Source organism: Limnospira fusiformis SAG 85.79, from assembly GCF_012516315.1.
In the GTDB taxonomy this organism is placed as follows: domain Bacteria; phylum Cyanobacteriota; class Cyanobacteriia; order Cyanobacteriales; family Microcoleaceae; genus Limnospira; species Limnospira fusiformis.
This window is the reverse complement of the sequence record NZ_CP051185.1, coordinates 3,843,835-3,868,202: the sequence shown is the minus strand read 5'-3', so window position 1 is coordinate 3,868,202 and position 24,368 is coordinate 3,843,835. Positions and strand designations below refer to the sequence as shown.

Genomic DNA, 24,368 nt, shown 5'->3' with positions numbered 1-24,368 from the left:
TAAGTTGTTTTAGACCTCATCCAAATCTTCACAAAGTTGTTGTAAATTTTGGTGTTCTAAGCGACGGGAAGATCGGCGATATTTTTTAGACTGCAATTTAGGTTCATATTGTTTTCCCCCTCCAGATTTACTTTTAGATTTGAGGCGATCCTCCTCTAGTGGTTGATGTTGAGACGTTTCCCAAGCCTCGATCGCCTCCTCAAGAAAATGGAGATATTGGGGGTATCTTTCCCAGTCTCCACGCACCACACATGATGGTTCTTCGCGGTGCAAACAATCATCAAATTGACACTTACCCTTAGTTAAGCGATCGCGAATTTCCGGGAAATAATTACCCAACTGGTGAGGGTCGCATTGCAATTCCGGTTGATTAAACCCCGGAGTATCAGCCAGGAAACCCCCGTTATGTAATTCAAACAATTCCACATGGCGGGTAGTATGCCGTCCTCGCCCCAATTTTCCCGACACTTCCCCCACCCGCAAATGACTATTAGGAATCAGTTTATTAATCAAACTAGACTTCCCCACACCAGACGGACCAGAGATAGCCGTAGTTTTCAGGCGCAAGCGATCCAGCAGAGAATTAGCAGTGCCAGAAACCTGGTTTCTATCACCATCTCTAGTGAGGGAAGGCGAACTTTCCCCGAAACCGGGTTTGTCCAACCCAGCCGAATTTGATGATAAATTCAGAGTCGGCGAAGTTTCCATGCGATCGCCCTCAAAGCGATATTCAACCCCATGATAGACACTAATCATCAAAGGGTCATATCCCCAGCCTCTCATGCGATCGTACCATTGTCGGAGGCTATCAGGGGGCAGTAAATCGCACTTATTAAAGCACAAACTCACCTCCAACCCAGTAGACTCCGCCTTGAGTAGAAAGCGGCTGAGAGTCACCGGATCTGGGTCGGGTTCAGCCACTGCAAACACCAATAATAAATGGTCTGCATTAGCAATACTAGGGCGCGCCAGCTCAGTTTTACGGGGTAAAATCTCAGAAATCACCCCTCTACCCCCCTGCCAGTCTGGACAGGAGACCACCACGCGATCGCCCACCATCACCTTCTGACCAATTTTCTTTAAACGAGCGCGACAGGTACAAAGCAAAGTCATCCGTTTAGCTTCCCCCCCGGCCCCATTCCCAGACGGAGACTGGTCAGGACTCAGACAAACCTGATAAAAATTAGCCTGACCAGCAACTACCGTTCCCATTATGCGATCAGCCGTCATAAACTCTTCACAGGCGGACAACGAACCATAATCGCAAAAAACTCTCCGCGATCGCAAACCTCCTCAATAGCATATCCTTCCATCACCAAGCTATCAGGAACCTGTTCAATAGGTTCGCCGCCATCTAACCACACCTCCAGCAAAGTCCCCGGTGTCATTTGTTGCAGACGCAACTTAGTCCGCACAAAATTAATCGGACAGGGGGTGCCGCGCAAATCAAGTTTAGCATCAGCCGAATAAGTATCTGAACCAGTCATAGACTCTTCACACAAAAGGAACAATCAATCCAAGCCATCAATCGAATGTTTTACTTTTGGAACAAATTACCAAGGAACCCTTCCAGGCCTCCTTTTCCGGTACGTTCTCCCTTAATTTGGGCCAACTGTTCCAAAAGTTCTCGCTCCTCATTAGTAATCCGGGTAGGAATATCAATCAAAATTGTAATCAAGTGATCTCCCCGACTCACCGGATTTCCCAAACGAGGGACACCCTGATTTTCCAGAGTTAGCACCGTATTCGGTTGTGTCCCCGCCGGAATAGTTAAAGAAGTCGTACCCTGAACCGTTTCCACCTCCAAAGTACAGCCTAAAATCGCTTGCAGGTAAGAGATTTTCACCTCCGACAGGATATTAATACCATCACGTTTAAAATTCGGTGTCGAGTCCACCGACAGAAATACATACAAATCCCCCGCCGGGCCACCTCGTTTTCCCGAATCTCCCTCATTAGATACCCGCAACCGCGTGCCATTATCTACCCCAGCCGGAATTGTAATTTTCAGCTTTTTAGTTACCTCTTTCAGGCCTTCTCCACCACAACTGACGCATTTTTCCTCAATCATCTGTCCAGTACCATTACAGGTAGGACAAACCGAAACCTGAGTAAAGCTACCAAAGGGAGTACGAGTCGCCCGCCGCACTTGACCACTACCCCCACAGGTAGAACAAGTTTTAGGAGAAGTTCCCGGCTTCGCCCCCGTCCCATTACAAGTCTCACAGGTTTCTAAGTGACGGATACGGATTTCCTTTTCCCCGCCAAAAATAGCCTCTTTAAACTCCAAGCGCAAATCTAAGCGCAGGTCATCCCCTCGCGTAGGTCCCGTGCGTCGTCTGGCTGCCGTAGGGCCGCCCATACCCCCACCAAAACCACTGAAAAAACTTTCAAAGATATCAGCAAAACTATCGCCAAAGTCCTGACCATAGCCCCCTGCACCAGCACCAGATACCCCAGCTTCCCCAAAGCGATCATAACGGGCGCGGATTTCCGGTTCCGAAAGCACCTCATAGGCGCGGTTGATTTCCTTAAACCTTTCTTCAGCCCCCGGCTCCTTATTTACATCCGGGTGATATTTACGAGCCAGACGACGGTAAGCTCGTTTAATTTCTTCCTTGTCTGCGTCGCGGGAGACACCGAGGACATCATAGTAATCGCCTGCCATAAAGCTTTTTTCTAAAAATTAATTACTAAAACTACAGAACAAACCTAGAGTTAGGTCTTTCCTTAACTAGGGGTTGGATTAAGCATAAACTACCAACCCCACCGTTTAGGGAAACCCCTATTTTACATCATCCCACATCCCAACCTTTAATGGGACCATTTAACCGTTAGCGGTCAACTTATCTCTATGAACCACCCAGACTTTGGCTCTCAGAGCCCTCTAATTCTTTAGATTCTGTCTCGTCACTATTGCCGATTTCAGAGTCCATGTCAGAGTCTGTGCTTTCATCTTCTTCTGAGTCTAGCATCTGGGGTTCTTCAGTCGCTGACCCATTCCCCCTATCTCCCTGCTCATGTGCTGCATAAACCGCAGAACCTAGCTCATAGAGCAAATTTTGGAAACTCTCAACTTGTCGTTGCATATCCCCTAAAGAGATTTTGGGGTCGTTAACTGCTTTCTTTAAAGCGGCTGCTTCGGTTCGGGTTCGCTCTTTAAGTTCATTACTAATTGCTTTGGCATTGTTCTTTAATGTCACCTTACAATTATAGAACAGGGTCTGGGATTGATTTTTCAACTCGGCAATCAGTCTGTGGGCTTCGTCTTCCTCGGCGTAAAGCTCTGCCTCCTGTCGCATTCGCTCAATTTCCGTCTCGCTCAGTCCTCCGGTATTGGTGATTTGAATACTTTGCTCTCGGCCTGTGCCACGATCTATAGCAGATACTTTCAATATCCCATTAGCATCAATATCAAAAGATACCTCAATTTGTGGCACACCCCGTTTAGCGGGAGGAATGCCAGTCAGTAGGAACTTACCCAGGCTTTTGTTATCTTTAACCATGGCTCGTTCCCCTTGCAGCACATGAATTTCCACAGAGGTTTGTCCGTCGGTGGCGGTGGAGAACATTTGGGAACGACTGGTGGGAATGGTAGTATTGCGTTCGATGATTTTGGTGAACACTTCCCCTAGGGTTTCTAAACCCAGGGACAAAGGGGTGACATCCAAAAGCAGTAGGTCTTTGACTTCTCCTCCCAAAATCCCGGCTTGGATTGCTGCTCCTAGGGCTACCGCTTCATCGGGGTTAACAGAGCGATCGGGACTGCGATCGCCAAAATGTTTACTAATTGCTTGCTGTACTGCGGGAATTCTGGTTGAACCTCCCACCAAAATGATTTTATCAATATCCTGGGGTTCTAAACTGGCATCTTTGAGGGCTTGGGTTACTGGTTCGAGGGTACTTTTTACCAGGTCTCCCACTAAAGTTTCAAATTCCGAGCGACTCAGTTCTAGTTCTAGGTGCTTTGGTCCTGAGTCATCAGCACTGATGAATGGCAAGTTAATCGAGGTTTTGGTGCGATTAGAAAGTTCGATCTTCGCTTTTTCCGCTGCTTCGCGCATCCGTTGCAGAGCCATTTTGTCCGATGTTAGATCAATCCCTTCTTGTTTTTTAAAGGTTTCTACCATCCACATCACCAGACAGTTATCAAAGTCATCCCCTCCCAGGTGGTTATTCCCAGATGTGGATCTTACCTCGTAAATTCCATCTCCCAACTGGAGGATAGATACATCAAAAGTGCCTCCCCCTAGGTCAAAAACCAGAATGGTTTGGTCTTGGTCTTGTTTATCCAAACCATAAGATAGGGCTGCTGCTGTGGGTTCGTTGATGATACGCAACACATTTAAACCCGCAATAGTCCCCGCATCCTTGGTGGCCTGGCGTTGAGCATCTGTGAAGTAAGCCGGAACCGTAATCACCGCTTGATCAACAGTTTCCCCTAAATAGGCTTCGGCATCTTCTTTGAGTTTTTGCAACACCATCGCCGATATTTCTTGCGGCGTGTAGACCTGATCACGAATTTTGACATCTACTGTATTATCTTTACCAGAGACGCACTTATAGGGAACTCGCGATCGCTCCACTTCCGTATCTTCCCAGCGTCTGCCAATAAATCGCTTAATACTAAATATGGTATTCTCAGCATTAGTCACCGCTTGTCGTTTACCAAGCTGACCAATTAAGCGATCGCCATATTTACCAAAACCCACAATACTGGGTGTAGTCCGTCCCCCTTCTGAACTGGAAATAACTACAGGTTTACCCCCCTCCAGAACCGCCACACAACTATTAGTCGTACCTAAGTCGATGCCAATGACCTTTCCCATAGCTCCTCATCGATAAATTTGTGCAATGAATGGTAGAGCCATCCCCGTTCTAACATAAGAGCCTAGAAGCTAGACCCACTTACTACATAAGTCTACCCCCCTTTCCCTGGCTGTATAACACTTAGGGCGCAGTAGTTGCGCCCATTGAGTCCTATTTAGGCGATTAATCCTCAGAACCTTCTGCTGGTGGCTCCTCTGTGGTATCTGAGAGTTCTGGTTCTGTAGCTACTTTCACCATGGCATGACGTAAGACGCGATCGCCTAGTATATACCCCCGCATCAGTTCTTCAATCACTGTTCCCTCTGGATACTCACTCGTCGGTTGGCGCATCACCGCCTCATGGAGATTAGGATCAAACTGTTCACCCTCTGGGCGCATGGGGGATACTCCAATTTGTTTGAGACACTCCACCATCTGTTTATAAACCCCCTGATAGCTTTTGTGAATGTTCATTTCACCATCATTTTGGGGTTTAATATGGGCTCTGGCTCGCTCAAAGTTATCGATCACTGGCAAAAGCTGCGCGATCGTGGAACACTTGATATTGAGTTCGAGGTCTTCTTTTTCCTTCTGTGTGCGCTTACGGAAGTTCTCAAAATCAGCAGCCAGTCGCTGATATTGACTGGTCATATCCATCAGTTGAGTCTGAAGGGACTCTCGCGCTTGAGCTATGGTCTGCAACTGCTCATTAAGCTGTTCATTGGCAATATAAATCGGATCGGAACTCATTTCCGCGTCCTTCGCTTCCTCACCATCATCAGCGATCGTTGCTTGCTCCAATGTTAAATCAGATTCAGTATCCGTTTGTTGGTCAATCTGTTCAGGATCAACAGACCCAGGATCTGATGCTACAGGTTCTGTAGTCTCATCTATTTTGTCACTTGTCGAATTAGGAACCATGTCTTCCTGCTTGTTATCGTCCATAATAGAAAATTGAGCGACGGCATCCCTGAGCCTACAGCCTAGGGAAAACTCCGCTCTCCGTTAACGTGCTTTCGTGATCTTGATCCATTTTAATACTACAGGCGCGATTCGTTCAGGCATCCAATAGGCTTCAAATACCTAAAATCATCCCATAGTAACACTTTCATGCCCTCGGCTGCATATAATCACAATTACCCGGCGATCGGTTACCTTACCAAAGAAATTGTCTTGAGTACCACGGGGCAGGTGGGAACTTGGATAATAAATCCAAACCCTTGGGGAGATTTGACCTCTACTCTGGTTTGAGTAATCCTGCTAGAGCAAGTTAAGTCTATGAACGAAGAATCCTCGACCCTTTAGGGCGAGAAGTGTCAAAATAAACCTATCACCCACGGCGACAGGAAAACATATTCACCCGTTGGCAAGTTGAGCTTTAGCACCAGGTAAATAGGGCTAATGTCCTCAGTCCCTAGTTGTGGATATAGCACCAGCGGTTAAACTGTAAATTAACAGTGAGACTTCCATACTCACCCAAGAAACTTTCCCAACTTTTTGGGGAAGCCTAGACATAAGGACCTGACTCCAGCTATGACCAATACATCATCCCCCCGGCGAACTGCTCTTGTTGCTCAAAGTGCAACTCCCTTTGGTAATAAACTTATTCAGTCAGGATATATTGACCCTGAGCGACTACAGCAGGCTATTCAGGACTCTCGTGGCGGAAAACCTCTCACCGAAGTTCTCGAATCCATTACCGGTCAGCCTCTACCCCCGGAATTAGCCCGTCACTATAAAAAACAACAGCTATTTGAGTTAAAAATTGTCTATGGGGTTGAGGCCTTTGACCTAGAAATAGATCAGATTTCGGTGGCTGAACTAGAAGAAATCATCAAAAAGCTGGAAACTTCTATTGAGACCTGCAAACGACATCGTTTTGTGCCTTGGAAAATCATCGAGTCGGAGCCAACTCCTAGCGTGATGATGGCAATGGTTGACCCAGATAACCTGAGTGCTTTGGATGAGTTGAGAAACCAAATCCTGCGTCCGGTAGGATGGAAACTACAGCGGCGGGTTATTACTCAAGAAGATTATGACAAACTGATTACAGCCTACGGTGAGGAGGAAGTTAAGCGCAAGCAAGTAGAAGCGGCTCGGGAGGAAGAGAGAAAACTCCAGTTTGGCGAGGGTGAGTTTGAGGATGTAGAACTGGTAGAAGCCTCTGAGGACATGGGAGACATGAACCTCGATGCACAGCTCCAAGAGGCGGAAACTGCACCAGTTATTAAGGCTGTGAATGTGATTCTGGCGAGAGCTCTGTCCGAGGGTGTTTCTGATATCCATGTGGAACCCCAAGAGCATGATATGCGGATTCGGATGCGTAAAGATGGGGTTTTGCAGGAATATTTTAGTTTCCCGAAAAAGGTGATTTCTGCTATTACCTCCCGCTTTAAAATTATTGCCGATCTTGATATCGCTGAACGTCGCCAAGCTCAGGATGGCCGGATTCGTCGGATTTATCAGGGCCGGACGGTGGATTTTCGGGTCAATAGCCTGCCGAGTCGCTATGGGGAAAAGATTGTTCTGCGGATTCTTGATAGTTCTTCGACTCAATTGGGTTTGGATAAGTTGATCTCTGACCAGGAAACTTTGGAAATGGTCCGAGAAACTGCTAGTCGTCCTTTTGGGTTGATTTTGGTAACAGGACCTACGGGTTCTGGTAAATCTACATCCTTGTATTCGGTTTTGGCAGAGCGCAATGATCCGGGTATTAATATTAGTACGGCGGAAGACCCGATTGAGTATGCTCTACCTGGTATTACCCAATGTCAGGTGATTCGGGAAAAAGATTTGACTTTTGCTAATATCCTGCGGGCATTCTTACGACAAGACCCTGATGTTTTGCTAGTGGGGGAAACGCGGGACTTGGAAACGGCGAAAACTGCTATTGAAGCGGCTCTGACGGGACACTTGGTTTTAACTACTCTTCACACTAATGATGCGGCGGGGGCGATCGCTCGTTTGGATGAGATGGGAGTTGAACCTTTCATGGTCTCTGCCGCTCTGTTGGGTATCCTGGCTCAACGTTTGATGCGGCGGGTATGTACTGAATGTCGTATACCCTATACCCCAACTCCCCAAGAATTTGGTCGTTATGGTCTTTCTGCTTCTGGGGAGGTGGATATTACTTTCTATAAGGCAAATACTGTTCCGGCAGATCAACGCCGGGGACTAGCCGATCGCGACGAGTTATGTAAAAAATGTGGTGGTCTAGGCTATAAGGGCCGGGTTGGGGTTTATGAATTCCTTAAAGTAACCGAGCGGATGCAAATTCTGATTACTAAGGGAGCGCCCACTGAACAAATTAAGGAGGCTGCTGTTGAGGAAGGGATGAAAACTCTCTTAGCCTACAGTTTGCAGTTGGTGCGTGAAGGCCATACAACTTTTGAGGAGGTGGAACGGGTAACCTTTACAGATTCGGCTCTGGAATCGGAGTTGAAGGCTAAACGGAAGCAGGGTTTGACCTGTAAAGGATGTGCGGCGGAATTAAAGCCGGAATGGTTGGACTGTCCCTATTGTTTGACTCCTCGGTTTACTATGTAAACAGCCTTTGAGTAGTCTTGGGCTGGGAACTTGAGATCACGTTATGAACCCACCCGGACAAAAAATCATTCACAATAGAAGGAGCATGATTTAATCTCAAATTAGGTTAACATTTTACGGCAATACGGTATAATACCAAGTATGGTGCGAGACCTTCGGGTATGAAATCGAGCTGAAATGGGCGTGGGGACTACCCGGTGAGGACTTCAACCCCTTGGTTGATTGGGTCGCATCCCTGGCCATCCCATAACACAGCCTGATTTTTTGCCCCCCTTCGAGACTTCCAATATGGTTGCCAAGGTGAAGCGTCTAATCAGGTCTAAGACTGCCCGCGCCATGCTGACATGGGCGCATTATCGATTCAAACTAACCCTGAGACATAAGCGCGGAAATAACTGAACAGTTGTAGATGTGACCGAAGAATACACCAGCAAAACCTGTACTCACTGTGGTCATGTCCATTCCCAGCTAGGTGGCTCAAAAGTGTTCCGATGTCCGGAGTGCGGGTTCACTCTACCACGGGACTGGAACGGTGCTTTTGGAATCTTTCTAAAAGCTTTGCGGGATACCGCCTCTGTTACCTTAACGGGTAATAGTGCTATCGTTGCATTGTCCGGGAATAGCCGGATAAATGTCGCGTAAATGTATCAGGTGGGATGAAAGTTTAGAAAAATTCTGGCTATGTTCCCCCTTCCGTGTGTTGGGACGCGCGCAAGCGATCGATAAGGTACAAACTCAAATTCCATTGGAGGTTTATCTATGCGTGGTTTGATGATTGAGGATGTTCTCGAGTCTTTGGTTGAACAAGGAGGCTCAGATATTCACATTCAAGCAGGAGCGCCTATCTTTTACCGCGTCAGCGGGAAACTGACTCCACAACCCCAATTTGGAGAAACTCTCTCTGCTGAAGAGGTGCAGGTTTTGATTTTCCAGATGCTCAATAATATGCAGCGTAAGCAGTTGGAGCAAAACTGGGAACTAGACTGCGCCTATGGGGTTAAGGGACTGGCTCGGTTCCGGGTGAATGTCTACCGGGAACGGGGTTGCTGGGCTGCTTGTCTGCGAGCTTTGGCTTCTCAAATTCCCAATGCTGATAAGTTGGGGGTTCCCCAAATCCTGCGGGATTTGACCGAAAGACCTCGTGGTATGGTTCTGGTGACGGGACAGACAGGATCCGGTAAAACTACCACAATGGCCGCTTTACTTGACTTGATCAACCGCACACGCTCAGAACATATCCTGACTGTGGAAGACCCCATTGAGTATGTTTTCCCTAATATCAAGAGTCTGTTTCACCAACGCCAAAAGGGTGAGGATACCAAGAGTTTTGCTAATGCGCTCAAAGCGGCTTTGCGTGAAGACCCAGATATTATTCTGGTGGGGGAAATGCGGGACTTGGAAACTATCGGTCTGGCGATATCGGCCGCAGAAACGGGTCACTTGGTCTTTGGAACTCTGCACACTAACTCGGCTTCAGCAACAGTAGACCGGATGCTGGATGTATTCCCCCCTATTCAACAACCGCAGGTGCGGGCGCAAATGTCCGGTTCTCTGGTGGGGGTTTGTAGTCAAAACCTGGTACCGCGAATTGGTGGCGGTCGTTGTGCGGCTATGGAGATTATGCTTAATACTCCGGCTATGGGTAACTTGATTCGGGAAGGAAAAACTTCTCAAATTTACTCCCAGATCCAAATGGGGGCTAAATTGGGAATGCAGACGATGGAAATGTCTTTGGCCAAACTTTATCAAGAAGGTAAGGCTACTTGGGAGGCTGCTATGAGTAAGAGCTCTAAGCCTGATGAACTTGAACGGCTCATTGGTCCTCAGCCTAAGGCTGGTAAGGGTCAGAAGGTGAAAGCATAATACCACCAAGTTAGGTAGGTAAGCATCCTTAAAAAGGAGAGTTTTTCAGACCCCCCCCTGCTTGTAGTCTCTCATATAAGTGGGGTTGGTCACTACCTTTTTTAGGGTTGCTATAGTTGCGAACTTGGTGTGCTATGGGAGACTGACAATTATATCTATATAAATAGAGGTGAGATATGACAACTAATAGGATGGTCAAGAGCCACTCTCGAAAACAAGGCTTTGACTTCAAGAAATTCGAGGAAGATCTGAATGTAGCGATGGCATCGATTACGGTGAAAGATCTCGCGATCTTTGCCCGTCAGTTTGCGGCTATGTTTAATGCAGGTATCTCGATGGCTCGCTGTTTAAGTGTGCTGGGAGAACAGTGTGAAAATGCGAAGCTAAAAAGGGCTATTAATACTCTGCGTGCTGATGTGGAAGAAGGGGAGGAATTATCATCGTCAATGAGAAAGTTTCCTGATGTGTTTGACCAGCTTTTTGTGAGTATGGTGTCGGCAGGAGAAACTGGGGGGGTTTTGGATGAAACCCTAGAACGTCTGGCGGTGATGATGGAAAAAAACCATAAAACTCAGAGTGAGATTAAGTCGGCAACTTCTTATCCAAAAACAGTATTGTTTATTGCGATCGCTGTGTTTTTTGGTATGGCTACGTTTTTGCTACCTACCTTTTCGGGTATTTTTGAGCAAATTGGGGTGGAGTTACCTCTGTTTACGGTGATGATGCTGAAAATCAGTGATTTTTGTACGACTTGGCCGCCTATTCCCCAAGCTATAGTAATTGGCTCATTGATTGGTATTTATTTTGCCTATACTGTGGCTTATAAAACTGACTCTGGGCGGTTATTTTTTGATAAGATTTACTTGAAACTGCCCCTATTTGGTGCGATTCTGGAAAAGTCGGCGGTGGCGCGTTTCTGTATTATTTTTGGTAGTCTGACTCGTTCTGGTGTGCCGATTATGAACTCTATGGAAATTGTCCGAGATGTAGCTGGTAATCAGGCGATCGCTAATGCCATTGAGTACGCCAGAAATGAGATTCAACAGGGGGGATTGATCAGTCTGGCTTTACAGGAAGAAAATGTGTTCCCAGGTTTGGCGATTCAGATGATTGCGATCGGAGAAGAATCTGGGGAACTTGATAAAATGTTAATGAAAGTAGGCGCTTTCTATGAAACGGAAGTTGAGGAGGCGGTAAAATCTCTAACCAGTGCGCTAGAACCTTTAATGATTGTAGTAGTAGGGGGTATTGTGGCTTCTGTACTGCTGTCGATGTATCTGCCAATGTTTAAGGTGTTTGAGAGTTTATAAGTGCTACGACACCAAATCGCCGGGGAAATTAATTTCTCCTGTGGTCGGAAAAGATGTTACCAGGTTTTTAAAAAATGCCAGTTCAACAATCCCATTATGAAACTTTGCTGTCTGAATACAGCTATGCAAATACAATGATTAATCTTTTGCAACAGCATCGACCTTATTGGGAAATGATTCCCAGTCTGCGCCGCCCGGAAGAAAGTTTGATCACTCTGCCGCTACCCATTGTCAGGTTACGCAATGGTGTTTCCTATGCGGGGCATAATCATATTACTATTAGCCCAAATCAAGCTGTTTGTCTTCCCTGTGATATTGCGGTGTTGATGTGCGATCCAGAATGGAAGGTTAAAGTCGGCTCGGAAATATTGATTTTTATTCATAAACCCCACGAAGATCTTTCGGATTTACTGAGGCGGTGGAGATTAACTCAGGTTTACTTGGATAGTGGCTATGAATGGGTGATGCCTCATCATTATAGTTATTTGTATTCCCAAGAGGCTGAAAATATTTACCCCCTATTTGTGCTGTTTGCAGAAACTCCAGAACGGATTAAACGGGGTTTACAAGGGGCTCATCTGGCTTGTGTGGTGCAACATCCAAATATGACGGTTGAGCCTTCAGAGGGACCAACTCTTGATGAGATTGATTTGGAAGAATACCAGCCTTGGCGTGGATTACCTGGAGAGAATCAATAAGTGGTTATTAATCAATCTTTGCTGTATAACATCCAATAAAATTAACGAATTTAAGTAAAATGCAAACTACTTTAGTAACTGACTCGAACTCCTATGAGGGGACTTATTGGAAGTGGCGCGATCAATTGATTTATTATGTCAGAGAAGGTTCAGCGGGTGAGGATGTGGCAACGACAAAGGTTGACCAACGCCCCTCTTTATTGTTGGTGCATGGGTTCGGTGCATCGACAGACCACTGGCGCAAGAATATTGAGGGATTAAGTTCTGAGTTTGATGTGTGGGCTATTGATTTGTTAGGGTTTGGGCGATCGGCTAAACCTGATTGGGAATATACTGGACAGTTGTGGCGCGATCAGCTTCATGATTTTATGACCGAGGTGATCGGACGGCCAACGGTTTTGGCGGGTAATTCGTTGGGGGGTTATGCTAGTCTGTGCGTGGCGGCGGATTATCCTGATGGGGTGGCGGGGTTGATTTTATTGAATAGTGCGGGTCCGTTTTCGGATACTCAGACTAAGATAGAACCGCCTACCTGGAAACAAAAGACCTCGAGAATGATGCGATCACTCCTAATTCAGGACTGGACGACTTTTTTGGTTTTCCAATGGACTAGGCGACGTTCAGTAATTCGGAAAACTCTGCAAAAAGTTTATTTGGATCAAAGTGCTGTTACCGATCGCCTGGTGGAGGAAATATATCGTCCTTCCTGCACTCCCGGCGCGGCTAAGGTATTTGCATCGGTGTTTAAGAGTCGTCAGGGAGATCCGGTAGATGTTTTATTATCGCGTCTTCGCTGTCCACTGTTGATGTTATGGGGAGAAGGAGATCCTTGGATGAACTGTCGCGCGAGAAGCGATCGCTTTCGTGAATATTACCCCCAACTGACGGAATATTTTTTAAATGCTGGTCACTGTCCCCATGATGAAATACCCGAACAGGTCAACAACCTAATTCAAAATTGGGTTTTAGTTGACATACTCACCGGGCTGAAGCTACGGTGATTCTTGACACTTCGCGCTCGATGTGCTTGCAAGCCAGTCTTATCTTCCCTCTGTGTCCATTTAAGGTCGTGCCGATGCCCCATGCCGACCATTTCTATATTTCGGGCTGCATTTTCATCTCTATCCTGTTGGGCCCCGCAATTGATGCAAAGCACTGAACGGACAGAGAGATCAAGCTGGCCCCATCGGAACCCACAGCCAGAACCAATTTGACTTGTGGGTTCCCAGCGATTGATGACGTTAAACTGACGACCAAACTTTTCAGATTTAGCCTTAACCAAAACCCTGAATTCCCGCCAACCCTGCCAGCTAATAGCTCTACTGAGCTTTCGGTTTTTCAGCATCCCAGACACATTGAGATCTTCCCAAACGATGGATTGATTCTGATACATTTACGCGACATTTATCCGGCTATTGCCTGACAATGCGACGATAGCACTATTACCCGTTAAGGTAACAGAGGCGGTATCCCGCAAAGCTTTTAGAAAGATTCCAAAAGCACCGTTCCAGTCCCTGGGTAGAGTAAACCCACACTCCGGACATCGGAACACTTTTGAGCCACCTAGCTGGGAATGCACATGACCACAGTGAGTACAGATTTTGCTGGTGTATTCTTCCGTCACATCTATAGCACAAGACAGAATACTTAGGACGTATAATGGAGAGGACGAGATGACTAAGAAGACCAAAAATGCCAGCCCCCTATAGTTACGACCTCAGACAAAAAGTTATTGATGCCATTGAACTAGACGGTATGCCCAAAACAGAAGCCAGTCAAGTTTTCCATGTCAGCCGGAACACCATTAATCTCTGGCTGCAAAGAAAAGCACAGACCGGAGACTTCCTCCCTAAACCTCATCACCGACCTGGCAATAACCACAAAATTACCGACTGGCAAAAATTCAAGGCTTTTGCCCAAGAGCATGGCGACAAAACAGCAGCTCAAATGGCTGAACTTTGGGATGACGACATCTCTCCTCGCACCATATCCAGAGCCTTGAAGAAAATTGGCTTCACCAGAAAAAAACTTACGGCTACCAAGAACGTGATGAGCAACAGCGAGAGGAGTTTATGGCTCAGATTGAACAGATGGAGCCGGAAGAAGTGGTCTACCTCGATGAAGCCGGCATGAATAGTCAGGACTCGGATTACCCTTATGGTTACTGCGAGGAAGGAAAACGCTTCCATGCACTCAAATCAGGGAAGAGGCAGGGCAGGGTAAGTATGATAGCCGCATGGTGTCATCAACAACTCTTAGCTCCCTTTAGCTTTGAGGGTTGTTGTAATCGGACAGTGTTTGAGTTGTGGTTGGAGTTCATCTTAATTCCAACATTGAAGCCAGGTCAGACTCTAGTATTGGACAATGCAACGTTTCATAAAGGGGGACGGATTGCTGAACTGGTGGAGGCAGCTCAATGCCGTTTACTCTATCTTCCGCCTTATTCGCCAGACCTCAACAAGATAGAGAAATGTTGGTCGTGGCTGAAAGCCCGTATTCGCCACTGCACGTGAGCAGTTTGATTCTCTCCATGATGCCATGGATTCCGTTCTCAAAGCTGCGTCCTAACCACCTTGACTAATGCTATAAGTGGGGAGCTATACTAATTCGTCTGGGCATAACGCAAGTTTGGCATTGGTCACTGATATTATAACCGATTAAGCGAACTTGATATCAAATCAGGGAAGAGGCAGGGCAGGGTAAGTATGATAGCCGCATGGTGTCATCAACAACTCTTAGCTCCCTTTAGCTTTGAGGGTTGTTGTAATCGGACAGTGTTTGAGTTGTGGTTGGAGTTCATCTTAATTCCAACATTGAAGCCAGGTCAGACTCTAGTATTGGACAATGCAACGTTTCATAAAGGGGGACGGATTGCTGAACTGGTGGAGGCAGCTCAATGCCGTTTACTCTATCTTCCGCCTTATTCGCCAGACCTCAACAAGATAGAGAAATGTTGGTCGTGGCTGAAAGCCCGTATTCGCCACTGCACGTGAGCAGTTTGATTCTCTCCATGATGCCATGGATTCCGTTCTCAAAGCTGCGTCCTAACCACCTTGACTAATGCTATACATTTACGCGACATTTATCCGGCTATTGCCTGACAATGCGACGATAGCACTATTACCCGTTAAGGTAACAGAGGCGGTATCCCGCAAAGCTTTTAGAAAGATTCCAAAAGCACCGTTCCAGTCCCTGGGTAGAGTGAACCCACACTCCGGACATCGGAACACTTTTGAGCCACCTAGCTGGGAATGCACATGACCACAGTGAGTACAGGTTTTGCTGGTGTATTCTTCGGTCACATCTACAACTGTGGTTCCAGTTATTTCCCCTTGATGTCTCAGGGTTAGTTTGAATCGATAATGCGCCCATGTCAGCATGGCGCGGGCAGTCTTGGATTTGATTTTCCGCTTCACCTTGGCAACCATGTTGGAAGTCTCGAAGGTGGGCAGAAAAATTATGCTGTAGTCATTAGTCAAGTAATGAGCAATTTGTTTGTGGGCTTCATCAACTAGATTGCGGATTTTGGTTCTCATTCGTTGAGCCGCTTGCCTCATCCGTCGCCTTCTTGAACGACAGGGTTCCTTGGCGATTCGGCTCATCAAATCATCCAAATGTTGACATAGCCTAGTAATGCCTCCAATATCCCCGGAGCCCAATTCCAGAAATCGTGAACCATCAAACCCAGTTATGAAAGTTCGCACACCCGGGTCTAATGCAATTACGCCAGTAGCTTCAGTTGGGGTAACGGCAACTGGCTCAGGGAAAATCGCCAACCATCGACCTTTGGTAAACACCAACTGAGTCCCTTGCCCGCAAGTTTTAGGGATGGGTTCGGAAACCATGAAAGTTAATCCTTTCGTTAGTCTTGGATACCAACTCCCTGAAGAGAAATTAGCATCGTTAAACTTGATGGCTTGAGAACTATCCCGACAGCTCCTAAACCTTGCGCCAGGACTGGCTGAAAAGGCGAGATAGGCATCAAAGATGGCATTTTGCCGAATGTGGCAGGGTGTTTCTTTGACCCATTCGGGTAAGTCACTCTGCATCACTTCCGCAGCGTAACTTTAACTTGCTTAGTCGTTTACCACTCCGGGATAATGCAATTGCTTGGTTGTAGCAATACCGACAAGCGGCCAGCCATTTACGCCAGACTTGATTTAGCTCGGGGCTGGGGTAAATCCGGATCTTCTTTGACCTGAGTTTTGTATTTACTCCGTCCGTATAATCTGGAGCTAAAGCAGTGGAGGAGGGCGAGGATGTCCTCAACCATTTCTGGTTCTGGACTGAGACTTGTCTGGTTGAGAACCATGAGTGAGCACCTGTTTTACTCACAGAGCCATCGAAACCAGTCAAATCCCCATATTGCCAATCGGTCTTTGTGGGCAACGACAACCATGCGGACATCTCCTGACAAATGATGTCCCAGTAAGGCCAGCATTTTCTTTCGCTTGAAGTTGAGCCCGCCTCCGATTTCTGAGACGACTTCTGCTTCGGGGTAGAGGTTGGACAGTGCGGTTACCTGTCGGTTGAGGTCGGACTGCTGGGCGCGGCTACTAACTCTGGCATAGATAACGACTTTGCGTTTGTCACTGCCTGATATGGAATCAGAATATGACTCAACGTTGTATCGTCGTTGCCCAGCGGGGGTTCTGATGGTCTCGATTGAGCCATTGTCGTCCCATCTGCGGAGTATTCTTTCATGGACTCCAAGGATTTGGGCCGCTTCCTTGGGTTTGACATATCTGGCAATAGGTTTATCCTCAACTCTTCTCGCTTCTTATACCATATTGCCCTAAAATATTAACCTAATTTGAGATTAAATCATGCTCCTATGAGACGAAAGGGTTTTAATTCGATTGGTAGCCCCTGAGTTGATAGCCTTTAGTCCAATGGTAGCATTAGTCAAGCCCCATGAACAGTAATTAGCCTGGGAGTTAGGTTAAAATTTGTTGCTTACGGCTTGCATTTGGGGGTAGTTGGGTGTCGTCAACATCATCAATGGTAATATTTACCTGGATGGTAGCCTGAGCTCTGGTTAGGGCTATAGTCTAGGTGGTTCACCTTGATATAGATACTTTCAGCACCCGGTGGCTATAAAGAGTCTGGACTTCCTGATTGCTAGATGCCTCCCCTACTACGTTGTCAATGATGATAATATGTGTGTTGGCAGTTCCGATGTTAAAAGCTCCTTAAATCGCTTATGAATTTTTCCCCTAGTGGATCGGAATCTTTACCTAATAATGCGGACTACCGACAATTGGATCGCTCTCAACTGTCGGAGATGATGCAGCGATACATTGAGGTGAAAGACCAATATCCCCATGCTTTACTGTTTTTTCGGGTGGGGGATTTCTTTGAGTGTTTTTTTCAGGATGCCGTTACAATTGCCCGCGAATTAGAGTTGGTTCAAACTACTAAATCAGCAGGAAAGGAAATTGGTCGGGTCCCCATGACTGGCGTGCCTTTTGAGCACGTTTACCGCTATAGCAATATGTTGCTGGAAAAGGGCTATCCGGTGGTGATTTGTGATCAGGTGGAAGATGCGGCGATCGCTGCTAAAGAACGACGACAGGTTAAGCGAGAAATTACCCGCATTTTGACTCCCGGAACTTTGACTGATGACCAAATGCTGCCAGGTCGCCAGAATAATTTTTTGGCGGCGGTGGTCATAGCTGGAGACCACTGGGGTCTGGCTTATGCTGATGTGTCAACGGGAGAGTTTTTGGCTACTCAATCTCAGAATTTGGAACATTTGACTCAGGAATTGATGCGGTTACAACCTTCGGAAATATTGTTCCCTACTCATGCGCCTGATTTAGGTAAAATGTTACGACCAGGACAGAAAAGTGAGAGTTTGCCTGATTGTTTGCCTGCGGACTTTTGCTATTCTTTGCGCTCCCAAATCCCTTTTACTTTGGGGGAAGCTAGGTCGCGAATTTTAGAAGAGTTTAAATTGCGATCACTTGAAGGTATTGGTTGCCACAATTTGCCCCTAGGAGTCAGAGCCGCTGGGGGACTTTTGGAATATCTGGAGGAAACCCAGAAACAAAATGCCGTGCCTTTACAACAGTTACATAGTTATACTCTTAGTGATTATCTGATTTTAGATTATCAAACTCGCCGAAATTTGGAAATTACCCAAACTATTCGTGATGGCACTTTGCAGGGGTCTCTATTATGGGCAATAGATCAAACTTCTACCGCTATGGGGGCTCGTGCTTTACGTCGTTGGTTGCTGCAACCTTTGCTGAGTATTAAGGGGATATGTTCCCGTTATGATACGATTCAAGAATTAATTAATAATGCCGAATTGCGACAAGACCTTCAGCAACTCTTACGGAAAATTTATGACTTGGAAAGGTTGACAGGGAGGGCTGCTAATGGTACCGCTAACGCTAAAGATTTGGTCAGTTTGGCTGATTCTTTATCGAAATTACCACAACTCGCAGCCTTGGCTAAGTCCGCAAAATCTCCCTATTTGAAGGCTTTACAAAATGTGCCTCCCTTGTTAGAAGAACTGGCACGAAAAATTAATAGTTATCTAGTCGAGTCCCCTCCTCTTTATTTAAAGGAAGGGGGATTAATTAAACCGGGGGTTGATCCGCAATTGGATCAAATGCAGGCTGGGGCGGCTGAAGACCAACAATGGATTGCTAATTTGGAAATTCAGGAACGGGAACGCACCGGAATTCCTACCCTCAAAGTGGGTTTTAACAAGACTTTTGGCTACTATATTAGCATTACTCGCTCTAAGTCTGATCAGGCTCCTGATGATTATATCCGTAAACAAACTCTCACCAATGAGGAACGTTACATCACCCCAGAGTTGAAAGAAAGAGAGGCGCGAATTTTAACCGCTAAGGAAGACCTTAATCAGCTTGAATATGAAATCTTTGCTCGCCTGCGAGACGAAGTGGGAGAACACACGGATTTAATTAGGGAAATTTCGCGGGCGATCGCCGCTATTGATGTATTATGTGGATTAGCTGAAATTGCTGTTTATCAGGGTTATTGTCGCCCGGAAATAGTCGGCGGACGGGAACTTAGAATTATAGAAGGTAGGCATCCTGTAGTCGAAAAATCTCTACCTGCTGGCTTTTTTGTGCCAAATACCGCCCAGTTGGGGAGCCCAGAGGTGACCCTACCGACGGCGGACATTTCGCCGCCTTCTCATCCAGATTTGATTATTTTAACAGGTCCTAATGCTAGTGGAAAAAGCTGTTATCTCCGACAAATTGGCTTGATTCAATTAATGGCACAAATCGGCAGCTTTGTTCCGGCTACTTCTGCTAAACTTAGCATTTGCGATCGCATTTTTACGCGAGTAGGCGCGGTGGATGACTTGGCTACAGGTCAATCTACCTTTATGGTAGAAATGAATGAAACTGCTAATATCCTTAACCATGCTACTCCCAAATCATTGGTTTTGTTAGATGAAATTGGTAGGGGAACTGCCACTTTTGATGGGTTGTCTATAGCCTGGTCAGTCGCCGAATATCTCGCTACTACTATTAAGGCTAGGACTATTTTTGCCACTCATTACCATGAGTTAAATGAACTGGCTTCCATTCTTGATAATGTCGCCAATTATCAGGTCACTGTCAAAGAATTGCCAGATAAAATTATCTTTTTGCATCAAGTTCAACCCGGCGGCGCTGATAAGTCCTACGGTATCGAAGCCGGACGCTTGGCGGGGTTGCCTGATGTCGTCATTAAACGCGCTAAACAGGTCATGCGACAAATTGAAAAACACAGCAAAATTGCTATGGGTTTGCGAAAGGGTATTCAAAAACCTCCTGCTAATACTACCAATATTCAACAGTTAAATATTTTTGAGGATGACCAGGAGTAATTATGGCTATATACATATAACCGCGATTTTGTCAATAAGTGGATTGGGGGCCGTCCCCAATTCCTCAAAAACTCGTGCATCGTGAATTTTAAATTGTTGCCGGATAATATTATATTTCGCGATATCATGGGGGTTGTAGTCTATTTTTTGGCGTGTAGACACAGCAAGCCCTTGGATGCGATTTCTTTGAGGATAGCAAAACCCCCATGCTCTCGTCAAGTATTTGAGAGTAATTAGCCATAAAATTGTATTAAATCTTAAAATACTTTTAAAAAACAAAACTATTTTGGCGAAACGATTAGGATAGCTTAATTATAGTTGGTGTTGTTCTAAGGGTTTTGATAGTGTCAGAATATATTTGAGATCAAAGTGTTCCCTGAGTTGTGAGAGCAAAATGAATGGACGTTTATAGACTACCAGCTTTATCAGATAACTACATATTTCTGCTGCATGACCCCGAACAGAATCAGGCGGCGGTAGTTGATCCAGCAGAAGCGGACCCGGTACTAGCAAAATTGTCGGAACTGGGTGCGGAACTGATAGCGATTTTTAATACCCATCACCACGCGGATCATGTGGGAGGAAATCGTGAATTGAGGAAGCATTTTCCCAATTTAACAGTATATGGAGGCGCAGAAGATCGCGATCGCATTCCCGGACAGGAAGTATTTTTAAAAGAAGGCGATCGCGTAGAATTTGGCGGTCGTAAAGCCGATGTATTCTTTGTTCCCGGTCATACTCGCGGTCATATTGCGTACTATTTTCCGGCTACCGATAAGGAAGGGGGGGAATTATTCTGCGGTGATACTTTATTTGCGGGGGGGTGTGGTCGCTTATTTGAAGGAACCCCTAGCCAGATGGTTAGTTCTCTGTCTAAATTGCGATCGCTACCCGATGATACACGGATCTGGTGCGCTCATGAATACACCTTAAACAACCTGAAATTTGCGCTAACAGTAGATGGTGATAATATCAACTTACGCGATCGCTTGGAAAAAGTCACCATAGCTCGCAGTCAAAACCAACCCACTATCCCCTCATTAATAGGCGTAGAAAAGGCAACTAATCCCTTTCTACGTTGGGATGAACCCGCATTACAGTTAGCCGTTCAAGGTAAAGATGATATCCAGACCTTTGCTCGGATCAGGGGAATGAAAGACCAGTTTTAGGGGTGGTCTAGTGGCGTGAGTAGCACTAAGTCAATCAGCATATCATCTGTAGATGGGGTGATCTTCCACCATCTACAGATATCAAATAACCGCCAATTTTCCGGGAAGATTGAGCTATCAACGCATCTGGTGTATCTTGTGAATTAACCAGTTTAGTTTAGCCTCTGCTACTATCATAAAATCTTGCATATTTTGGGTAAATTCGCAACCAAATAGTATATCTTGTTCAGGTTCAGAAGACTGATAACCCAATTGTCGAACCGTCCCGCGCATACGGTTAGCTAAACACCAACAAATCCCCTGATAAAATCTAGCTGAGAATTTAGAACTACTGCGGAGTTTGCTAGTTAGTTGATAGCGAGGAATTGCCAACAATTCCGTAGTTTCCACAGCTTCAACAGTAGCGACAGGAGCGCGGTTATCCAAAAAAGAAATTTCGCCTACTAATTCCCCTTGTGATAGATAAGCCAGGTCACGATCATGGTTATTATTAGAATGAATATATACCCTAAGTGTTCCGCTTAAAATAATATAAAGCGCGTTGATAGGTGTTCCTTCATGAATCAGTATTTCTCCTTGTTCCAAAGTCTGTAACCTACCTTGGTAAGCTACCCACCGCAGGTCATCTTCATCTAGTCCACCCAGGATAAATAGCGCCTTTTTAGATTTTTCATCCATCTTACTTTAACAACTGGTGGATTAGAGGTTGTGACAACAATATAATCAAAGGATAATGATTGATGGCAAAAATTATCAAGCATCAGATATTGAACAGCTAGATTGGACAGCTATTTGAGAGACTTCAGAAATTGAATTAAATTTTCATGAAACTTATTCGGCGCTTTCAGATAACAAGCATGACCAGCATTTTTAAGGATCGCTTTTTGACAATTCGGCATAGTTTGAATTAAGATATCAGCCTGACTAGGCGGCACAATTTGGTCATTACTTCCCCAAATAGCCAAAGTCGGTATTTGAATACCCTCAAGTTTTTCAGCCATTTTTAAAATACCCACCGGAGCCACAGCCACAAAGCCTCGTACTGACTCATGATGTTGAATTAGAAAGGGTAAACTATATCGACCACTCATAGAAGGAGAAACAATGACCGTGTTATGTAATTGTAAATTGTCAGTTAGCTTCACCAAAAATTGTACAGGTTCATCAGAGATAGTTTCCGAGGTTCCATAGCCGGGAAGATCCACAGCCACCACTCGATAATTTTGATTAGTCAATTGTTTGATGGTGCCGATTTCTTCCCAGGTTTTAGCGCGAAAACTAGCCCCATGTAATAATAAGACCGAAGGAGCATCAGGCTGACCTGCTTCTAAATAGTGAATATTTTTATTTTTAATCTGAATTGATTGAGATATAATAGGGGATTTCATAATTTCACAGAATTTACTCTTGACAGTTTCTCCAGTCTGATCATAGTCTTATCATATCCCATAGACTCCTGAACAGTCTCCCCTAGGTGAATCTAGTTAGTCCCCAAGTAAGGGTAGAAAACTATTCAGTCTAAATCACAACATTTTGCTAGGCTAGGAATGAAGAGTTAATTTGGTATCAATTTCCTATAGGTGCTATGGCAATCGACAGTTTACCTGAGTCAACACCCTCGACAGCAACAAATAAGCCACCAAAACCGAAAGTGGGTATGGTGACGATGTTCCGATTGGGTCTATTTCAAATGGGACTGGGGATTATGTCCTTGCTGACCCTGGGAGTCATTAATCGAGTAATGATTGATGAACTAAGGGTTCCAGCTCTCATGGCGACGGGTGCGATCGCTATGCACCAGTTCGTCTCTCCTAGCCGAGTGTGGTTTGGTCAACTCTCCGACGGAAAACCGATCTGGGGTCTACATCGCAGCGTTTATGTGTGGATGGGTGCGGCTCTGTTTACCACTACTTCTTTCCTGGCTATGCAGGTGACATGGCAATTGGGAACCAGTATTCAAAATTATGGTATGACAGGGATAAGCTATGTTTGGGCGGCATTATTAGCGGTAGTGTTTGCTTTCTATGGTTTAGCTCTCAGCGCCAGTTCTACCCCCTTCGCTGCTTTGTTATTTGATGTATCTGATGAAGATGACCGATCTAAACTGATCAGCATTGTCTGGTCTATGTTGATGGTGGGAATTGTAGTCGGAGCTATTATTAGTTCTAAAATTCTCAATCAGCAGGAAGTTGGCGAGATTGACCCGGTTTCTGCTAACCTACCCACCCCTGGGAGTATGGTTGATATATCCACCCTACAAGCAGCCATTAACCCCCTATTTATCATGGTTCCGACGATGGTATTTCTTCTGTGTATGGTGGCGACCTGGGGGGTAGAAAAGCGCTTTTCTCGATATAGTGATCGCTCTACTTTAGCAGACAGAGAAGACCAAATTACCCTAGGTCGTGCTTTACATATCCTCACCGCTAACCGCCAAACAGGTTGGTTTTTTACTTTCCTGTTAATTATGAGCATTAGCCTATTTATGCAGGATGCTGTACTAGAACCTTATGGGGGTGAAGTCTTTGGGATGTCAATTTCTGAAACCGCGCGATTAAATGCTTTTTTTGGGGTCGGAACTTTGGTGGGAATTGGCTCTACCGGATTTTTAGTTGTCCCGCGTATTGGTAAGAAAAATACCGTCCGTTTAGGTTGTGTGGGGGTAGCGATCGCCTTAGTATTGTTTATTATGGCGGGATTTACCACTAACCCCGAAATGCTCAAGGGTTCACTGTTGTTTTTTGGCTTGTTTTCTGGTATCTTAACTGCTGGCGCTATTAGTTTAATGCTAGACCTGACGGCCGCAGAAACTGCTGGAACTTTTATCGGCGCTTGGGGACTGGCTCAGGCTATGGCGCGGGGTTTAGCCACCGTATTGGGGGGAGCATTCCTAGACTTAGGTCGGTTCATATTTGAGGTTCCCGTTTTGGCTTATGGGACTGTATTTGCAACTCAGGCTGTAGGGATGATTTGCGCCATTAGTTTATTAAGCCGTGTCAATGTTCGAGAGTTTCAGGATAGCACTAAAAAAGCGATTTCTAAAATTCTCGAAAGCGAATTAGATTAATCAGTCAGTTTTTGATGTTGGTAGAGAGTTGAGGCGGGTAAATATGCCTTA

The 24,368-nt window shown here is 45.7% G+C and carries 18 protein-coding genes and 5 pseudogenes; 11 read left to right on the top strand and 12 right to left on the bottom strand.

Annotated elements, in window-relative coordinates:
- Window positions 1–9: 9 nt before the first annotated feature.
- The 5 genes from rsgA to grpE form a co-directional block, all read right to left on the bottom strand.
- Entirely contained in the window at window positions 10–1,230 is a 1,221-nt protein-coding gene (gene rsgA, locus HFV01_RS18160) for a ribosome small subunit-dependent GTPase A (protein WP_006669466.1), read from the bottom strand.
- A complete protein-coding gene (locus HFV01_RS18155; RefSeq protein ID WP_006620077.1) occupies window positions 1,227–1,487 on the bottom strand; it encodes a sulfurtransferase TusA family protein in 261 nt (86 codons plus the stop codon). Before HFV01_RS18155 ends, rsgA begins: the two co-directional genes overlap by 4 nt.
- A 50-nt stretch (window positions 1,488–1,537) precedes the next feature.
- Window positions 1,538–2,668: a molecular chaperone DnaJ gene (dnaJ, locus tag HFV01_RS18150; RefSeq protein ID WP_006620594.1), complete on the bottom strand. Its 1,131-nt coding sequence runs from the start codon at window positions 2,666–2,668 to the stop codon at window positions 1,538–1,540.
- Window positions 2,669–2,852: 184 nt separating this feature from the next.
- Window positions 2,853–4,829: a molecular chaperone DnaK gene (dnaK, locus tag HFV01_RS18145; RefSeq protein ID WP_006620593.1), complete on the bottom strand. Its 1,977-nt coding sequence runs from the start codon at window positions 4,827–4,829 to the stop codon at window positions 2,853–2,855.
- A 163-nt stretch (window positions 4,830–4,992) separates the two neighbouring features.
- Window positions 4,993–5,754, bottom strand: coding sequence for a nucleotide exchange factor GrpE (grpE, locus tag HFV01_RS18140; protein ID WP_006620592.1), 762 nt, complete (start codon window positions 5,752–5,754; stop codon window positions 4,993–4,995).
- Window positions 5,755–6,342: 588 nt separating this feature from the next.
- Here grpE and HFV01_RS18135 point away from each other — a divergent pair.
- From HFV01_RS18135 to HFV01_RS18110, 6 genes and pseudogenes are all read left to right on the top strand, one after another.
- On the top strand, window positions 6,343–8,355 hold the full coding sequence (locus tag HFV01_RS18135; protein WP_187758012.1) for a GspE/PulE family protein: 2,013 nt from the start codon (window positions 6,343–6,345) through the stop codon (window positions 8,353–8,355).
- 261 nt (window positions 8,356–8,616) lie between these two features.
- Window positions 8,617–8,997: pseudogene (locus HFV01_RS18130) on the top strand (zinc ribbon domain-containing protein); the annotation flags it as partial.
- A gap of 117 nt (window positions 8,998–9,114) precedes the next feature.
- Entirely contained in the window at window positions 9,115–10,218 is a 1,104-nt protein-coding gene (locus HFV01_RS18125) for a type IV pilus twitching motility protein PilT (protein ID WP_006620587.1), read from the top strand.
- Between the two features lie 176 nt (window positions 10,219–10,394).
- Window positions 10,395–11,528, top strand: a complete 1,134-nt coding sequence (locus HFV01_RS18120; protein WP_006669468.1) for a type II secretion system F family protein — start codon at window positions 10,395–10,397, stop codon at window positions 11,526–11,528.
- A 74-nt stretch (window positions 11,529–11,602) separates the two neighbouring features.
- A complete protein-coding gene (locus tag HFV01_RS18115) occupies window positions 11,603–12,226 on the top strand; it encodes a hypothetical protein (RefSeq protein ID WP_006620585.1) in 624 nt (207 codons plus the stop codon).
- A 59-nt stretch (window positions 12,227–12,285) separates the two neighbouring features.
- The gene (locus HFV01_RS18110; protein ID WP_006620584.1) at window positions 12,286–13,227 is read left to right on the top strand and encodes an alpha/beta fold hydrolase; all 942 of its coding nucleotides are present in this window, start codon (window positions 12,286–12,288) and stop codon (window positions 13,225–13,227) included.
- Here the strand turns inward: HFV01_RS18110 and HFV01_RS18105 are convergent.
- Both HFV01_RS18105 and HFV01_RS18100 read right to left on the bottom strand, forming a co-directional pair.
- Window positions 13,179–13,571, bottom strand: a complete 393-nt coding sequence (locus HFV01_RS18105; protein ID WP_318286293.1) for a zinc ribbon domain-containing protein — start codon at window positions 13,569–13,571, stop codon at window positions 13,179–13,181. The two genes, HFV01_RS18110 and HFV01_RS18105, sit on opposite strands and share 49 nt — an antisense overlap.
- Before the next feature lie 48 nt (window positions 13,572–13,619).
- Window positions 13,620–13,856, bottom strand: a pseudogene (locus HFV01_RS18100) (zinc ribbon domain-containing protein); the annotation flags it as partial.
- A gap of 62 nt (window positions 13,857–13,918) precedes the next feature.
- Here HFV01_RS18100 and HFV01_RS18095 point away from each other — a divergent pair.
- Together HFV01_RS18095 and HFV01_RS18090 are read left to right on the top strand one after the other, a co-directional pair.
- Window positions 13,919–14,794, top strand: a pseudogene (locus HFV01_RS18095) (IS630-like element ISAtsp1 family transposase).
- A 104-nt stretch (window positions 14,795–14,898) separates the two neighbouring features.
- Window positions 14,899–15,274, top strand: a pseudogene (locus HFV01_RS18090) (IS630 family transposase); the annotation flags it as partial.
- Between the two features lie 23 nt (window positions 15,275–15,297).
- Here HFV01_RS18090 and HFV01_RS18085 read toward each other — a convergent pair.
- From HFV01_RS18085 to HFV01_RS18080, 3 genes and pseudogenes are all read right to left on the bottom strand, one after another.
- A complete protein-coding gene (locus HFV01_RS18085; RefSeq protein ID WP_006669472.1) occupies window positions 15,298–16,275 on the bottom strand; it encodes an RNA-guided endonuclease InsQ/TnpB family protein in 978 nt (325 codons plus the stop codon).
- Entirely contained in the window at window positions 16,265–16,408 is a 144-nt protein-coding gene (locus tag HFV01_RS30935) for a helix-turn-helix domain-containing protein (protein ID WP_230428137.1), read from the bottom strand. The genes HFV01_RS18085 and HFV01_RS30935 overlap by 11 nt, the downstream gene beginning before the upstream one ends.
- Window positions 16,371–16,979 (bottom strand): annotated as a pseudogene (locus HFV01_RS18080) (IS607 family transposase). The gene HFV01_RS30935 and the pseudogene HFV01_RS18080 overlap by 38 nt, the downstream one beginning before the upstream one ends.
- A 450-nt stretch (window positions 16,980–17,429) precedes the next feature.
- Here HFV01_RS18080 and mutS point away from each other — a divergent pair.
- The gene (gene mutS / locus HFV01_RS18075; protein WP_006620579.1) at window positions 17,430–20,081 is read left to right on the top strand and encodes a DNA mismatch repair protein MutS; all 2,652 of its coding nucleotides are present in this window, start codon (window positions 17,430–17,432) and stop codon (window positions 20,079–20,081) included.
- A gap of 398 nt (window positions 20,082–20,479) precedes the next feature.
- A complete protein-coding gene (gene gloB / locus HFV01_RS18070; protein WP_006620578.1) occupies window positions 20,480–21,250 on the top strand; it encodes a hydroxyacylglutathione hydrolase in 771 nt (256 codons plus the stop codon).
- A 117-nt stretch (window positions 21,251–21,367) separates the two neighbouring features.
- Here the strand turns inward: gloB and HFV01_RS18065 are convergent, their stop codons facing one another.
- Together HFV01_RS18065 and HFV01_RS18060 are read right to left on the bottom strand one after the other, a co-directional pair.
- On the bottom strand, window positions 21,368–21,928 hold the full coding sequence (locus HFV01_RS18065) for a cyclic nucleotide-binding domain-containing protein (RefSeq protein ID WP_006617983.1): 561 nt from the start codon (window positions 21,926–21,928) through the stop codon (window positions 21,368–21,370).
- Window positions 21,929–22,038: 110 nt separating this feature from the next.
- Window positions 22,039–22,638 (bottom strand): alpha/beta fold hydrolase, encoded by a 600-nt coding sequence (locus HFV01_RS18060; RefSeq protein WP_006620577.1) that lies wholly within the window; start codon window positions 22,636–22,638, stop codon window positions 22,039–22,041.
- Window positions 22,639–22,835: 197 nt separating this feature from the next.
- On the opposite strand from HFV01_RS18060, the gene HFV01_RS18055 reads away from it, so the two are divergent.
- Window positions 22,836–24,317, top strand: coding sequence for a BCD family MFS transporter (locus HFV01_RS18055; RefSeq protein WP_006620576.1), 1,482 nt, complete (start codon window positions 22,836–22,838; stop codon window positions 24,315–24,317).
- The last annotated feature ends 51 nt before the right edge of the window (window positions 24,318–24,368 follow it).

Bases quoted from the DNA above. Each gene is read 5' to 3' on its own strand.
- dnaJ (WP_006620594.1), bottom strand. From the start codon at position 2,668: ATGGCAGGCGATTACTATGATGTCCTCGGTGTCTCCCGCGACGCAGAC.
- dnaK (WP_006620593.1), bottom strand. From the start codon at position 4,829: ATGGGAAAGGTCATTGGCATCGACTTAGGTACGACTAATAGTTGTGTG.
- HFV01_RS18055 (WP_006620576.1), top strand. From the start codon at position 22,836: ATGGCAATCGACAGTTTACCTGAGTCAACACCCTCGACAGCAACAAAT.
- HFV01_RS18065 (WP_006617983.1), bottom strand. From the start codon at position 21,928: ATGGATGAAAAATCTAAAAAGGCGCTATTTATCCTGGGTGGACTAGAT.
- HFV01_RS18105 (WP_318286293.1), bottom strand. From the start codon at position 13,571: ATGCTGAAAAACCGAAAGCTCAGTAGAGCTATTAGCTGGCAGGGTTGG.
- HFV01_RS18110 (WP_006620584.1), top strand. From the start codon at position 12,286: ATGCAAACTACTTTAGTAACTGACTCGAACTCCTATGAGGGGACTTAT.
- HFV01_RS18120 (WP_006669468.1), top strand. From the start codon at position 10,395: ATGACAACTAATAGGATGGTCAAGAGCCACTCTCGAAAACAAGGCTTT.
- rsgA (WP_006669466.1), bottom strand. From the start codon at position 1,230: ATGACGGCTGATCGCATAATGGGAACGGTAGTTGCTGGTCAGGCTAAT.
- HFV01_RS18135 (WP_187758012.1), top strand. From the start codon at position 6,343: ATGACCAATACATCATCCCCCCGGCGAACTGCTCTTGTTGCTCAAAGT.
- HFV01_RS18115 (WP_006620585.1), top strand. From the start codon at position 11,603: ATGCCAGTTCAACAATCCCATTATGAAACTTTGCTGTCTGAATACAGC.
- HFV01_RS18155 (WP_006620077.1), bottom strand. From the start codon at position 1,487: ATGACTGGTTCAGATACTTATTCGGCTGATGCTAAACTTGATTTGCGC.
- grpE (WP_006620592.1), bottom strand. From the start codon at position 5,754: ATGGACGATAACAAGCAGGAAGACATGGTTCCTAATTCGACAAGTGAC.
- mutS (WP_006620579.1), top strand. From the start codon at position 17,430: ATGAATTTTTCCCCTAGTGGATCGGAATCTTTACCTAATAATGCGGAC.
- HFV01_RS18125 (WP_006620587.1), top strand. From the start codon at position 9,115: ATGCGTGGTTTGATGATTGAGGATGTTCTCGAGTCTTTGGTTGAACAA.
- gloB (WP_006620578.1), top strand. From the start codon at position 20,480: ATGGACGTTTATAGACTACCAGCTTTATCAGATAACTACATATTTCTG.
- HFV01_RS18060 (WP_006620577.1), bottom strand. From the start codon at position 22,638: ATGAAATCCCCTATTATATCTCAATCAATTCAGATTAAAAATAAAAAT.
- HFV01_RS18085 (WP_006669472.1), bottom strand. From the start codon at position 16,275: ATGCAGAGTGACTTACCCGAATGGGTCAAAGAAACACCCTGCCACATT.